Annotated in this window: 14 protein-coding genes; 6 read left to right on the top strand and 8 right to left on the bottom strand. The window is 45.3% G+C overall.

What is annotated here, in order from left to right:
- Positions 1-84: 84 nt before the first annotated feature.
- On the bottom strand, positions 85-885 hold the full coding sequence (locus tag AC6EJC_RS15370) for a DUF1836 domain-containing protein (RefSeq protein ID WP_444954725.1): 801 nt from the start codon (positions 883-885) through the stop codon (positions 85-87).
- A 225-nt stretch (positions 886-1,110) separates the two neighbouring features.
- Here AC6EJC_RS15370 and AC6EJC_RS15365 point away from each other — a divergent pair, with 225 nt between their 5' ends.
- Complete coding sequence (locus AC6EJC_RS15365) at positions 1,111-2,481, top strand: hemolysin family protein (RefSeq protein WP_444954724.1); 1,371 nt, start codon at positions 1,111-1,113, stop codon at positions 2,479-2,481.
- Between the two features lie 125 nt (positions 2,482-2,606).
- Positions 2,607-3,404, top strand: a complete 798-nt coding sequence (gene bacA / locus AC6EJC_RS15360) for an undecaprenyl-diphosphate phosphatase (protein WP_444954723.1) — start codon at positions 2,607-2,609, stop codon at positions 3,402-3,404.
- Positions 3,405-3,533: 129 nt separating this feature from the next.
- Here the strand turns inward: bacA and AC6EJC_RS15355 are convergent, their stop codons facing one another.
- Positions 3,534-3,860 (bottom strand): thioredoxin family protein, encoded by a 327-nt coding sequence (locus AC6EJC_RS15355; RefSeq protein WP_013312008.1) that lies wholly within the window; start codon positions 3,858-3,860, stop codon positions 3,534-3,536.
- Positions 3,861-4,068: 208 nt separating this feature from the next.
- Positions 4,069-4,980 carry an aldo/keto reductase gene (locus tag AC6EJC_RS15350; protein WP_444954722.1) on the bottom strand — a complete coding sequence of 304 codons (912 nt, stop codon included), beginning with the start codon at positions 4,978-4,980 and terminating at the stop codon, positions 4,069-4,071.
- Positions 4,981-5,204: 224 nt separating this feature from the next.
- Here AC6EJC_RS15350 and AC6EJC_RS15345 point away from each other — a divergent pair, with 224 nt between their 5' ends.
- Positions 5,205-5,732 carry an RNA polymerase sigma factor gene (locus AC6EJC_RS15345; RefSeq protein ID WP_444954721.1) on the top strand — a complete coding sequence of 176 codons (528 nt, stop codon included), beginning with the start codon at positions 5,205-5,207 and terminating at the stop codon, positions 5,730-5,732.
- Positions 5,725-7,161, top strand: a complete 1,437-nt coding sequence (locus AC6EJC_RS15340) for a DUF4179 domain-containing protein (RefSeq protein ID WP_444954720.1) — start codon at positions 5,725-5,727, stop codon at positions 7,159-7,161. The genes AC6EJC_RS15345 and AC6EJC_RS15340 overlap by 8 nt, the downstream gene beginning before the upstream one ends.
- Positions 7,162-7,262: 101 nt before the next feature.
- Here the strand turns inward: AC6EJC_RS15340 and AC6EJC_RS15335 are convergent, their stop codons facing one another.
- Genes AC6EJC_RS15335 through AC6EJC_RS15315 form a run of 5 tightly spaced genes read right to left on the bottom strand, consistent with a single transcriptional unit; the run spans position 7,263 to position 11,681 of the window.
- A complete protein-coding gene (locus AC6EJC_RS15335) occupies positions 7,263-8,006 on the bottom strand; it encodes an alpha/beta hydrolase (protein WP_444954719.1) in 744 nt (247 codons plus the stop codon).
- A gap of 33 nt (positions 8,007-8,039) precedes the next feature.
- Positions 8,040-9,023, bottom strand: a complete 984-nt coding sequence (locus AC6EJC_RS15330; RefSeq protein ID WP_444954718.1) for a siderophore ABC transporter substrate-binding protein — start codon at positions 9,021-9,023, stop codon at positions 8,040-8,042.
- 12 nt (positions 9,024-9,035) lie between these two features.
- Complete coding sequence (locus AC6EJC_RS15325) at positions 9,036-9,794, bottom strand: iron ABC transporter ATP-binding protein (RefSeq protein WP_444954717.1); 759 nt, start codon at positions 9,792-9,794, stop codon at positions 9,036-9,038.
- The gene (locus AC6EJC_RS15320; RefSeq protein ID WP_444954716.1) at positions 9,788-10,738 is read right to left on the bottom strand and encodes an iron chelate uptake ABC transporter family permease subunit; all 951 of its coding nucleotides are present in this window, start codon (positions 10,736-10,738) and stop codon (positions 9,788-9,790) included. Before AC6EJC_RS15320 ends, AC6EJC_RS15325 begins: the two co-directional genes overlap by 7 nt.
- Positions 10,728-11,681: an ABC transporter permease gene (locus AC6EJC_RS15315; protein ID WP_444954715.1), complete on the bottom strand. Its 954-nt coding sequence runs from the start codon at positions 11,679-11,681 to the stop codon at positions 10,728-10,730. Before AC6EJC_RS15315 ends, AC6EJC_RS15320 begins: the two co-directional genes overlap by 11 nt.
- 328 nt (positions 11,682-12,009) lie before the next feature.
- On the opposite strand from AC6EJC_RS15315, the gene AC6EJC_RS15310 reads away from it, so the two are divergent.
- Positions 12,010-12,687 (top strand): response regulator transcription factor, encoded by a 678-nt coding sequence (locus AC6EJC_RS15310; protein ID WP_444954812.1) that lies wholly within the window; start codon positions 12,010-12,012, stop codon positions 12,685-12,687.
- 1 nt (position 12,688) lies between these two features.
- On the top strand, positions 12,689-13,606 hold the full coding sequence (locus AC6EJC_RS15305; RefSeq protein WP_444954714.1) for a sensor histidine kinase: 918 nt from the start codon (positions 12,689-12,691) through the stop codon (positions 13,604-13,606).
- Positions 13,607-13,714: the final 108 nt, after the last annotated feature.

Here is a 13,714-nt window from a genome sequence, read left to right as displayed (position 1 = left end):
TATACTTTTTCAGTCTCCAAAAGGGTAGACAATCCTCGAAAAAGAGCAAAAAAAATAGGATCGGCTTCTAGCGCCAATCCTGATCTACCCTTGGAAGTCCAGAAACAACGTCGCATTCACATACCGACGTGCCATGGACAAAAAATAACTATTTTGCACCGATACCGCTGCCACCAGCAAAGTATTACGCACCGCTTCACACTGGCTAGGGGTCAAATGCTGTAAACGACGGGTGTATTGATCAGCCGCCTGAATCAGCAGCTCCTCTGTCGCACCTTCCTGACGCTGCTGTCCTGTAGCGGAATTCCCGTTTTCTTTTGCATACCCTGCTCCTGCCACATCCAGCAGTTGGTCTCCGTTCGCATCCAGCTCCTCAAATAATGCTGAATATGCGGCGTACAAATCGACCGGCTGAATCAGATCGTCCGTATCATCTTCGGGTTGTTGGAACAGGATATGAAATAGCTGACGGATGGATTCAAAATCAAGACATGATTTTAAATCTTCCACAATGAGCAATATAGCCGCCTGGTTGACGGAGTATTTTTTGCCGATCTTCGGAGCGCCGAGAAATTCCTTGAAGTCGCGTTTGACCCAATTTTGCATAGAGGCCAGTGAGACATGGCTGTATTCGACCAGTTGGCCTAGTGAAACGATCTCCTGTAGCGAAAAGGCTGCACTGTGCTTGCCCTTGATGATTTTATCCAGCACAGGCGTCACGTCGGTGTATAAAAATGTCGGCATGGTACTGCTGGTGCGGGCGAGATGGCTATGGGTGCGCCTCCAAGCGTCCTGAAGAACGGCCAAAGGCTGCAATTCGCGGCGACCTTCCATGGCCAGCAGCAAATGGGCCATATCACGGCGAGTAAGGGTAAAAGACTCCATCTGCTTTCCTCCCTTTGTTACATTTCAAGTTCATTTGAACTCATCATACGCCCTTAAACCAGGCTTGTAAAGTGAAGCAATGAGCCGTGTGGGTTCTATTATGTCTTATTTTTCGTGTAAATTGGAGGTAGGTGACCTGCTATGATTCCATATGAACCTTGTATATTTCCTTTTAAGTTCTTAAAATAAGTTCAAGTGAACTTAAAATGGAGTTCCTTAAAAAAATTGACCGAAAAAGGGATGAGTGAAAATTATATGGGTATAGGTGTCAGTCTATTTTTGTTTGCGGTGTTGATTTTATTTAGTGCTTTCTTCGTGGCTACCGAGTTTGCGATTATTAAAATCCGTTCCAGCCGGGTAGATCAGCTGGTCGTGGAGAACCGTAAAAACGCACTGGCGCTACAAAAGGTCGTCAATAATCTGGACGGCTACCTGTCCGCCTGTCAGCTTGGTATTACGATTACAGCCTTGGGACTCGGCTGGCTCGGTGAACCGACCGTGGTCAAATTGCTGGAGCCTCTCTTTCAACAGCTCAACATCAATGGGGAATTTTCACATATCCTGGCCTTTATTATTTCATTTGTCATTGTAACTTACCTGCACGTGGTAATCGGCGAGCTGGCTCCCAAAACATTGGCGATCCGCAAAGCAGAAGCTGTCAGCCTGTTAACCTCTCCAGTCATCGTGTGGTTTAACCGGATTATGTATCCGTTTATTTGGCTCCTTAACGGCTCGGCCAATCGTCTGGTTCGTCTGTTTGGTCTTCAACCGGCTAGTGAGCATGAAGAAGCGCACTCTCAGGAAGAAATTCAGATCATTTTGTCCGAAAGCGTGGAAAGTGGTAAGATCAATAACACCGAATATGGCTACGTGAATCGTATCTTTGCTTTTGACGAGACCGTTGCCAAAGAAATTATGGTGCCACGTACAGATATGGTATGCTTGTTTACGAATCGCTCGCTGAAAGAAAACATGCTGACTATTCACGAAGAGCAGTATACCCGTTTTCCGGTGGCGACAGACAGCAAGGATCAGATCATTGGTATGATTAATACCAAGCAGCTATTCCTTGAGTATGATCGCAACCCCGAGCTTCTTTTCGATAGCCTGATTCAACCGATCTTGACCGTTCCGGAAGTTATCCCCGTCAACACACTGCTGAAACGTATGCAGAAGGAGCAGGTTCATATCGCTCTCCTTGTCGATGAATATGGCGGAACCTCTGGCCTCATTACCATTGAGGACATTTTGGAGGAGATTGTTGGCGAAATCCGGGACGAATTCGATAAGGATGAACGGAAGGAAATCGAGAAACTGACGGAGAACAGTTATTTGATGGATGGTAAAGTGATGCTTTCCGATCTGAGTGATCTGACTGGCTTGACATTGGACGATGAAGACGTGGATACTGTCGGAGGGTGGGTGTATAGCCGGGTTCCGGAACCGAGACAGGGCAAGGAATTCATAGAAGATGATGTGAAATTTATCATTCGTGAAATGGGTAAAAATCGTATTCGTCGGGTGGAGATTATTTTACACCACAAATCCACCGCATCGGAATTGGAAGCAGAATCGGACACTTCTTCCCGGGAGTGAACCGTGTGACCTGAGCGTCTGTCATTGCACTTGACACTTGCGTTCACTCCTACTGAAATGACATATTTCCAGGGCAAACGGCTTAGGTCGTTTGCCCTGCACGCGTGTAAGGAGGAGCTAGTAAAGTGGATATTTTATCTTCTATTATTATGGGAATTATTGAAGGGCTGACAGAGTTTTTGCCGGTCTCTTCGACGGGTCACATGATCCTGACAGCCAGTCTTTTGGGGCTGGACACCGAGAATGACACGGTCAAAACATTCGAGGTTATTGTACAATTGGGTGCTGTACTGGCGGTCGTCGTATTGTATTGGCGCAGGTTCCTAAGCCTGTTTGATTTTAGACGCAGAATCTCAACCAAGCCACGTCTAAACCTGTTACATATTATTTTAGCCATGATCCCTGCGGGTCTGATTGGCGTGTTGTTCCGAGATGTAATCAAGCAATATTTATTTGGTCCTGAAACGGTTCTGTACAGCCTGGTCATCGGGGGCTTGCTGATGATCGCAGCTGAGAAATTCCATCCGCCCATTAAATCACATACGGTGGATGAGATCACGTACAAACAGGCCTTTACGATTGGTATGTTCCAGATCCTAGCTCTATGGCCTGGTTTCTCCCGTTCGGGCTCAACCATGTCTGGGGGCCTATTCGCACGTGTAAGTCATACGGCAGCCGCTGAATTTACATTTTTGGTATCTGTTCCGGTTATGTTGGGAGCATCGGGCATTGATATGATCAAAAGTATGGATCATTTATCCATGAGTGATTTTCCAGTTTTCGCGGCAGGTTTTATTACCTCCTTTATTGTCGGTATGCTAGCGATCAAAACATTCCTTGGTCTACTCAAACGCCTAAGCCTGACTTCGTTCGCCATTTACCGCTTCGTGCTGGCGGCTGTGTTCTTTTTCATTATTTTATAAGCCGTTGTTTGATGCTCTATAATCAAAAAGGGATATCCTTGTGGCCTGAATGATCAGCCCTTGGATATCCCTTTTACTATTTTGCTGAAAGGATAGATAGTCTTGAACTATCCCTATCGTGCGTTCTGATTATTGTTTGGATTCCAGCGTAGTCAAATATTCCGAGATTTGAGCTGGCGTTTTGGCGTATTTGCTGTGCAAATGAGCAATTTTTTCGCCGTTACGGAAAACGAGCAGACTCGGAATGCCACGCACTTGATTTTCTTCGGCAATCGGCTGGAATTTCTCTGCATCAAGCGCAAAGAAACGCTTATCCGCGTTTTCCTCAATAATGCCGTCCATAAATTTATCCAGTGTCTTGCAATCCGGACACCAAGTTGTATCAAATTTCACGACGGTCAGGCCGTCACCGTTAATTAAATCCTGATATTGCTGCTGAGATTCGATGCGTTCCATTCGTTGGTCCCTCCTAGAGTGTATTTATAACGTCTCCATATTCACATATGGATTATAAACCGAGGCTTATTCCTATATTGTAATGATTCTTTCATATATTGCAACTGGGGCGAGTACATGTTGGAGCGTGTACTTCGGTTATAGACTGAAATGTAGCGTTTATAGCTAAGAGCAACAGAAGACCACGCTTGTCCTATCATTGCTCGTATCAGCGGTATTGCGCATCATAACGATTGGCTCGGCTGATTTGCTGCAGCGTCTGACGCTCCTGTTGGGTTAGCGGCGCAATATCCGCTGCTGAAATATTGTGCTCCAATTGTCCCAATGAGCTTGCACCCGGGATGACAGCAGCGACAGTCGGATGAGACAGGCTATAACGGATAGCTGTCTGCCCCATACTGCGATCTGACCCTGCAAATGCCTTTAATTGCTTACGCACGTCCAGTAACTCAGCTTCTTCGTAGTCCAGATAGCCCTTGGCTGCCTTTCCTTCCCCTTCATCGGCCAATACGCCGCTGGCCACAGGCCCGCGTGCAATCACGCTAATCCCCCGCTCCTGAAGCAAAGGCAGTACCTCTTCCTCTGCACGCCGATCCAGCAAACTATACTGATTCATGACACTAACGATGTTCGAGCGTTCGACATATTGACGGATGACATGAGGACGAATCGAGGAAATACCATAATAACGGATGATGCCCTCCCGCTGGAGTTGCTCAAAAGCTTCAATGGTTTCGTCAATCGGATCGTCAATCGTCCCTCCGTGCAGCTGATACAGGTCGATGTAGTCCGTTCCAAGGCGGCGCAGGCTCTCTTTAACGGCAGACAGGATGTATTTCTTGGACGGATCCCATCCCCAGCCTTCCTGCCCTGGTATACGCCGATTGCCGACCTTGGTCGCCAGGATGACATTCTGCCGCCGTCCACGGATCGCTGCACCCACAATTTCCTCATTGCGTCCGTGCTGGTACAAATCCGCCGTATCCAACAGGTTTACGCCCCTGTCTAACGCTTCATGAATCAAGTAAACACCTTGCTGCTCCTCCGTACCGACCGACATACATCCCAAGCCAATCTCACCTACCAGCAAATCCGAAGATCCCAGACGTTTTTTTTTCATGTATACTCCCCCTTGCGTCCATTGTTGTATAACATCAGGTATTGAATATTTCTTTATTATACGTATTCAAGTGGCCTGAACCAAACATGAACCTAGTCCATCAAGACATAGTACAGATGTAACCAGTATAAAAAAATAAAACGTTTTGAGTCTTCATATCCATCCTTATCTACAGATGTACATGAACTGGCCGGATATGGCAGATGAAAAAAAGGGAGGTTCGCATGGAAGACAAAGAACTTGCAAACTCAGCCTGCCAAGGGGATGAGGATGCATTTTTCACCTTAATGACCAGACATAACCGACGCCTTTACGGCATTGCTTACAGCTACCTTCGTAATGAAGCGGATGCCTTGGACATGCTTCAGGAAGCCACTTACCGGGCGTGGTCTCAATGCAGCAAATTAAGAGATCCCGGGGCATTGATTCCATGGATCATCCGTATTCTGATGAACTGCTGTACGGAAGAGCTAAAGCGGCAAAAGCGGCAACGCTCCCCGATCCATTCTCTTGCCACGGAAGGGATTGCCGAAATGGTAAGCGACAGCAAACTGGACATGCAGCAGGTCTTGAACCGCCTCAAGCCCAAATATCGGCAAGCACTCCTGCTAAGATATTACGATGACATGACTGTACCCGATATTGCGAAGGTGCTTGGCAAATCAGAAGGAACCATCAAGACATGGCTGCATCAGGGGCTAAAACAGTTGCGGCACAAAATCCATCACGGAGGTGAAATACAGCATGGCTGATCAAGAGGAGTTGTTGTTTAAGCAGCAGGTACAGGAGGCCAAACAAGCTGCCCGACGCATTTCTGATGAAGCGATAGATCTGGCCGTGCGGCGCGGTATGCAACAAGCAAATAGAAAAAAAGCCCATCGGAGCACAGGATTTTGGTACTCGTATAAAAGTAGGCTAAAAATCATAGCCATTGCTCTGCTCGTCCTGTGCATAGGAGGCGGAATCTGGGGAACCCAGCATTTGCTGAAACAGCAATTAGCGACAAAGCCGGTGCAGCGACATCCTGAAATCCCCACCTACGTAAGTCAGATTTTCGGTGAACTGGACAATTTTACACTGGCGCTTCGAGCAGCAGCAGCACATGATATTTATTGGCCGGTAGGCCAAACCTTTATATCCGGAGATTATAAGGTAACCATTGATGGAATGGCTGCAGATAGCCAAAGGATTATTATTTTATATACGGCTGAAAATAAAGGCTCCAAATTCCCCTTGCAGCTGCAAAGCAATACCAAGCCCAAACTGCTTGGTTCAGACGGCAAACCGCTAAACGGTTCTTTTACTTGGGATACCCGCAGCAAAGCTCGTCCTGATCAGACCGTTGTCTCCAACGTCATGGTCTTTGATTTTGAAGGGCCGGGGCAAATTCCCGACGCTCTGACCTTATCCGCAGTCTGGCAGACTCAGGCCCGGCAAGGCTCGTCTGTAAAGCCCAAGGCAGAGCAATTCAGCATTCCCTTGACTTTGAAGCGAGGGCCGGATGCTGCACTGCGCGAAGTGAAGGACCTCAACCGGGACGTTGCCATTGAAGACCAGCACATCGAACTGCGGCGGCTCACCAGGACACCGTTAAGAACGGATGTGGAAATCCGTTTTAAACCTACAGGAGGACGGGAGATTGTAGACACGGATCTTTTTATGAATCTGGTTTCCAACAAAGTTAGCCGTTCTACCCGTTTAACCTATGATGACTTGCTGAAATACGATCGCAGGATTACAACCAAGCAAGGACAAACCTATTACTTTACAAGCAGCTTTTTCTCAGAGCATAAAGAGCTTTGGCTTAATATCTTCGGACTAACATTGAAGCCTGATAAAAATACACCGATTACCATTAATACGATAACAAAAACCATCGTTAAATCTTCTGATGAGCGTATTAAACTCGACAATTATATCGATAACCCGACACATCATCGGCTTCGTATATATCTAAATTATCATTTTACGGAAACCTCAGGCGGTACCTATTTTCGAATGGCGAATTCATTCACTGACGGCAAGGGACAGCGACACAAGCTAGCTGAACCAAGTACGGGATTGAATGGATTCGTAATCTCTAACCATAAGCAGTATCCGCAGCCGCTTACTTTTGAAATCATTGATTATGGAGGACATTCTCGAGCATTTCCAGAACCCCTGGAAATTCAGGTACGTTAAAATCCACCACCTGTAGATTGTATAAAATAAACGCCAAAGTATTGGAGATTTCGTCACTCCTGTCCTTTGGCGTTTATTATTTACAACCAACATAAAAAGCTTTATCCAAGCAACCACGCGACAGCTTTGGGGAATTGTTGCCGGAAGTGGTTTATGTTATGCACTGCTCCCTCATCCTTTACCAGCCGTACCTCATGCTCCGTCAAACCATGGGCAAGCAGGACATCACACACCTGGAGCGTCAGCGGAACCATATCTTTTTGTACATTCGTCTTCCCTTCTCCTTCACGGGTCCCCACAGATATATAAAAGCGGTGTGTCCCAGCTATTACAGTTGCAAAAGATGCAGATTGCATATAATCGATCATACCAGGATACCAATACGAGCCCGAGATCGAACCAATGCGTCCGAATACATCCTTATACTTGAAGGCTGCATACATGGAAATCAATCCGCCCAACGAGGCACCGATCATTCCCGTATGTTCCGATCCAGTTTGTACTGGATATCTTGCCTCGACGTACGGCATTACTTTTGTAACCACAAACGCCAGATAAGCATCTCCGCCACCGCCAAAAGCAGGTCTTCCTTCTACTAAAGCGGTTGCCTTCCAAGGCGTATAATCATCCAGCCGATTCACAGGCTGAATGCCCACCAGCACGACACGGGGTAGCCTCCCCGTAGAAAAACACCTTTCCAGCTCATCCAATCCACTTAGAAATAATGAGCTGCCATCCTGCACATACAGCACAGGATACAGCTCATTATGATTCACGGAGACGGGAGGTGTATAGACGTGTACAAGGTACCCATCTAATGGAATTTCATCTACATGACCTTTCATCCTACACAGTCCTCCATGATGTGAATGTATTCATTACAGTGCAGCATCCATTTCCTTGATCATTTCAGATACGGATTCCAGGCCATTACCTGACAGGTACCAGTAGTTAGGATCAAGATATACAATATGACCGTTTTTAAATGCATTGGTTTTCTTTACCAGTTCATTCTCAATGGTTTGTTTACCTGTAACCTGTTCCTTGCCTTCCTCGACCACCACAGCCCCACGGTCAACAACAAAAATATAATCCGGATTTTTTTGCTGTACATATTCAAACGAAACCTTTTGTCCATGCGTGGATACTTTAATGTCAGGGTCTACAGGTGTTACGCCAAAAGCGTCATGAATGATACCGAAGCGGGATTGTGAACCATATGCGCTCAGGCTTCCTTCATTCGTCAGTACAATCAGTCCTTTAGCTTTGCTCGCTACAGCCTTGTCATGTACAGCCTTGATAGAGCTATCAATCGTAGCCAGTTCCTGTTTGGCAGCATCCTCTTTGTCGAAGATCTGCCCCAGTGTTTCAACGTTTTTCTTAAAGGAATTGATATAATCCTTGGTGTCTACAGCCAACGAAATGGTGGGTGCAATTTTGCTCAACTCTTTGTATGCATCTGCTTGTCTACCACCGATGATAATCAGTTCAGGAGACAGATCGCTGATTTTCTCGTAATCCGGTTCAAACAGCGTGCCTGCACTTGCATATTTGGAATCTTTATATTTGCTCAAATACGTAGGAAGATCCTGCTGCGCTACTGCCGCAACGTCAACACCCAGCTTATCCAACGTATCCAATGAGCCAAAATCAAACACAACGACATTTTTCGGATTGACTTTGACTTGGACCGGATTTTCATCCAGTGCGTGTTTGACCGAGATGGTTTTAGATTCAGTTGTCGCAGCAGAAGAGGAGCCGTTTCCAGCCACTTCCTGTGTTGCCGGAGCCGCTTTGCCACATGCTGACACGATCAGTACCAGTGCAAGTATCAGCGTTAAAAACATCATATTTTTCTTCATTTTATATTCCCCCTAAGTGAAATACACACAAATTTTGTGGTCACCGATCTGTTGAATTGGAATATCCATATCATACAAGTCCTTTAATACCTGGCTATCAATCATCTCGTCAGCCGTTCCTTGTTTCAGCAATCTGCCATCCTTCATCCCCACAATATAGTCTGAATAGCAGGATGCAAAATTAATGTCGTGAAGCACGACCAGGATCGTTTTGCCGAGATCATTCACCAAACCGCGTAGCGTCTTCATAATCTGAACCGAATGCTTCATATCCAAATTGTTCAGCGGCTCATCCAGCAGGATATATTCTGTGTCCTGAGCCAAAATCATGGCAATAAAAGCCCGCTGTCGCTGTCCCCCGCTAAGCAAATCAATATGCTTGTCCTTCATATCCTCCAGTCCCATGTAGGCCATAGACTGCTCCACCATTTTGCGATCCTCGCTGTTCAATCTGCCCTTGGAATACGGAAAACGGCCGAAGCTGACCAGCTCCTTCACGGTTAAGCGGATATTGACATCGTTGGTCTGTTTTAAAATAGATATCTTCCGGGCTAGCTCCTCGCTTTTGGTCAGGCTCACGGCCTGCCCGTCAATAAGGATTTCTCCCTCATCACTGTCTGTCAGGCGACTGATCATCGACAACAAAGTGCTTTTACCAGCGCCATTAGGTCCAATAAAGGAGGTAATCGTACCTTTAGGTACAGTGACGGATACCTGATCCACCACATTTTTATTCCCGTAGCGTTTGGATACGTTTTTGACTTCTACCATGATTTATTCTCCCGCAGCAAAAGATACAGGAAGTACACCCCCCCGATAAAGTTAATAATGACGCTGACCGTTGTCGATAAGTCGAATACTCTTTCTGCCAGCAGTTGGCATCCTGCCAACGCAATGACACTGACACAGATAGAGGCCGGAATAATATAACGATGCTGATAGGTTTTCATCACCTGATAAGCCACATTGGCCACAATTAATCCGAGAAACGTAATCGGTCCGACCAGTGCCGTGGAAATGTAGATGAGAATCGCTACGATAACCAGCAGTCTTTTAATGATAAAACCATAAGGGAGCCCTAAATTAATCGCATGCTCTCGTCCGAGCGACAGCACGTCCAGATACTTGATGAATCTCCACGCATAAGCAAATACGAGCACAAGAATGAATACAGAAAGCCACAATAGCTCGGTATTTACGTTACTGAAGCTGGCAAAGCTCTTGTCCTGGATTTTCGCAAATTCGTTCGGATCAATCAGTACCTCCATAAAGGTAGATAAACTGTTAAACAGCGTGCCGAACACCAGACCAATCAGCAAAAGTACATAAATCCCGCGTCCGTCTTTGCGAAAAATTAATTTGTATAGCAGTCCCGCAAACAGCACCATCAGCCCCACCGACAGCAAAAAGCTCAATTCTTTGCTGGTCGAAATGAAAGGGACGGAACCAAATGCAAAAATAATCGTCGTCTGAATCAGCATATACAGTGAATCCAGTCCGATAATACCCGGAGTCAAAATCTTATTATTCGTAACCGTCTGGAAAATAACGGTTGCAAAAGCAATGGAGCCACCTGTCAGAATGAAGGCTGCGATCTTTTTTAATCGTCGTGGCAGCGCGTAATGCCAGGTATGCGGAAGATCTATAAACACGAAAGCAGCAATCAACACAAGCGCGGCAGCGGCTAATATTTCGATTTTTAATTTAGGATTCATAAGCCCTTCTCCTCAGCAGCAAATACAAGAACAACGCGCTCCCGATCACACCAACCGTAAGCCCTACAGAAATTTCATACGGATAAATGATCACCCGTCCCAAAATGTCGCAAAACAGCACAAAGACGGCGCCCAGGATCGCTGTATGGGCCAGGCTTTTTTTCAGATTATCCCCCATATACATGCTGACCAGATTGGGTACAACCAGCCCCAAAAAGGGAATCGTCCCAACCGTTAAGATGACAACAGAGGAAACCAAAGCCACGATCACCAAACCGACATTGACGGTGCGCTTGTAATGTACACCCAAGTTGGCCGCAAAATCCTCACCCATACCTGCAATTGTGAAACGATTCGCATATATGTACGCCAACGCAACCAAAGGAACACTAAGATATAGCATCTCGTAGCGACCACTCATCACTAGTGAAAAATCACCCTGCATCCACGAAGAAATGCTCTGGATCAGATTGTATTTATAAGCAAAAAAGGTCGTCACCGAATTTAAAATGCCCCCGAACATCAAACCGACAAGCGGGATAAATACCGGGTCCTTGAAACGGATTTTATCCAGTATTTTCATAAAAATCAGTGTTCCCCCTAGAGCAAATCCAAAAGCCGTCAGCATCTTCGTCCAAAATCCTGCCGCTCCAAACACCATAATAGCCATCAGCACACCCAATCGTGCCGCATCCATCGTCCCTGCGGTGGTGGGCGATACGAATCGGTTCCGGGTAAGCTGCTGCATGATCAATCCACAGATACTCATACTCGCCCCTGCGATAATGATACTGATCAAACGTGGGAATCTGCTAATCAGGAGCACCTGCGCCTGATCGTTGGTTAAGTGGAACAAATCAAGTGGAGTTACATCATGAACACCAATAAAAACCGAGGCGAAGGCCAGTACCAGAAAAGCCAGTATTAAATAACGCAATTTCATGTTCTAACCAAGGGAGCCTGTTCTCCAACAACCTGTATCAAGCTTCGGCCCTGTCCTCCCCTCCAATAATGATAATGATTATCAAAATCAACTAGCATAAATTATATCAGTCAACTCGTATCTGTCAATTTTTTTGCAATGAATAAACCATGTCAAAAAAGGTGCTAGCAAAACCTGAATAGTCTGAAGAGCGAATGAGCAAATAAGAGCAATATCCTGTAAAATAGAGATGGAAGATTTGGGGCCCCTCTTTTCCATTTTTACTGTAGGCAGTTCTTGGAATTCGGGATTCATTAACTTGATGAATCAAAAAAACAGGAGGAACATGATGAATTACATATTAATCGTCGAGGATGATATTGCCTTGAGTAACGGTATTGTTCTTGCTCTTAAAGAACCTAACAACGTATTTGTGCAAACGTATGACATAGCTACTGCAAAAGAACAATTGAACATTACTCCCTTTGAATTAGTCATCCTTGATATTAATTTACCAGATGGAAACGGGCTTGATCTTTTAACAGATATACGTAAAACAAAAGCTTTGCCAGTCATTGTTCTGACGGCGAATGATATGGAAACTGATGAAATCACTGGTTTTGAGATGGGTGCTGACGACTATATCACCAAACCTTTCAGTCTCATGGTACTGAGAGCAAGAGTCGGCGTTCAGCTAAAAAGAGCTAGGTATCCACTTGCCGATTCCTTTCAGCTAGACAATTTTTCTTTTTCATTCGAGAGAATGGAATTTATTAAGAATGGTACACCTATTGAACTAAGTAAAACGGAGCAAAAATTGTTGCGCATCCTAATCAACAATCGAGGAAATACCGTTTCGCGTGATCATTTGATAGACAGCATCTGGACTGACGGGGCTGAGTATGTAGGTGAAAATGCCTTGTCAGTTACGATAAAAAGGCTACGTGACAAACTGGAGGATCATCCTTCCTCCCCACAATATATTAAAACGGTTTATGGGCTGGGCTACACATGGGCGTTGAAATGAGATGACAACACTCCTCTATATATGTATTGGAATTGCCGTTGTTGCTGTATGCACCGCTGTATGTGCTATTATGCTTTATCGCAGGAGCATCCAAAGAACAATGAAAACTATTGAGAACATGCTGGATGCCGCGATAAATGGCAGCTTCTCGGAGGATGTCTTTGATGAATCCGTTCTCTCTGCAATAGAAGCTAAATTTGTGAGATTTCTTTCCATTTGTTCCGTGTCCTCCAAAAATCTGCTTGCTGAAAAGAATAAAATAAATGAGCTGATTTCCGATATTTCACACCAAACGAAAACACCATTGGCCAACATCCTGCTTTATTCCCAACTACTTAGCGAATACGAACTATCACAGGATACCTCCACTTGTGTGAAAGCTCTATCTGCACAGGCCGAAAAGCTTAACTTTCTTATCCAGGCATTGTTGAAAACATCGCGGCTTGAAACGGGGATTATCACGGTAGCGCCAAGGCGAGAATCTGTTCAAAAGCTCCTTGATGCTGCACTGGAGCAAATGATGCCAAAAGCAGATGCCAAAGGGATTTCAGTTGTTATGGAGGACACAGTTATCCATGCTTATTTTGACCTAAAGTGGACGAGTGAAGCTGTCTATAACATTATGGATAACGCCATAAAATATACAGAGACAGGCGGAAGCATGAATATAAAAGTAATGGCATACGATTTGTTTTGTCGAATTGATATTATCGATAGCGGCATAGGCATTGCAGAAGAAGAACAAGGGAAGATCTTTACCCGCTTCTATCGCTCCCCCACCGTTTACACGCAGGAGGGGGTCGGGATTGGGTTGTTTTTAGCTAGAGAAATCATCGCTGCAGAGGGGGGTTACATCAAGGTACAATCACGCTACGGCCGTGGTTCTACCTTCTCTATTTTTCTTTCTATGGATACTTAATTCTTTCAATACCGTTAGATTTCAGAAAGATTGTAGAAAGATCAGTGTGTTAATGTCTGTACTGTAGATGACTACGATACAGACATTTTTTTGTGGAGGAGAATGTAT

The organism is Paenibacillus sp. TY11 (genome assembly GCF_059772165.1).
Note: the sequence above shows the minus strand (reverse complement) of the source record. Positions and strands in the feature narration are given on the sequence as shown.

Coding starts and splice junctions, on each gene's coding strand:
- AC6EJC_RS15310 (WP_444954812.1), top strand. CDS start 12,010: ATGAATTACATATTAATCGTCGAGGATGATATTGCCTTGAGTAACGGT.
- AC6EJC_RS15315 (WP_444954715.1), bottom strand. CDS start 11,681: ATGAAATTGCGTTATTTAATACTGGCTTTTCTGGTACTGGCCTTCGCC.
- AC6EJC_RS15355 (WP_013312008.1), bottom strand. CDS start 3,860: ATGGAACGCATCGAATCTCAGCAGCAATATCAGGATTTAATTAACGGT.
- AC6EJC_RS15340 (WP_444954720.1), top strand. CDS start 5,725: ATGGCTGATCAAGAGGAGTTGTTGTTTAAGCAGCAGGTACAGGAGGCC.
- AC6EJC_RS15335 (WP_444954719.1), bottom strand. CDS start 8,006: ATGAAAGGTCATGTAGATGAAATTCCATTAGATGGGTACCTTGTACAC.
- AC6EJC_RS15305 (WP_444954714.1), top strand. CDS start 12,689: ATGACAACACTCCTCTATATATGTATTGGAATTGCCGTTGTTGCTGTA.
- AC6EJC_RS15370 (WP_444954725.1), bottom strand. CDS start 885: ATGGAGTCTTTTACCCTTACTCGCCGTGATATGGCCCATTTGCTGCTG.
- AC6EJC_RS15330 (WP_444954718.1), bottom strand. CDS start 9,023: ATGAAGAAAAATATGATGTTTTTAACGCTGATACTTGCACTGGTACTG.
- AC6EJC_RS15320 (WP_444954716.1), bottom strand. CDS start 10,738: ATGAATCCTAAATTAAAAATCGAAATATTAGCCGCTGCCGCGCTTGTG.
- AC6EJC_RS15350 (WP_444954722.1), bottom strand. CDS start 4,980: ATGAAAAAAAAACGTCTGGGATCTTCGGATTTGCTGGTAGGTGAGATT.
- AC6EJC_RS15325 (WP_444954717.1), bottom strand. CDS start 9,794: ATGGTAGAAGTCAAAAACGTATCCAAACGCTACGGGAATAAAAATGTG.
- AC6EJC_RS15345 (WP_444954721.1), top strand. CDS start 5,205: ATGGAAGACAAAGAACTTGCAAACTCAGCCTGCCAAGGGGATGAGGAT.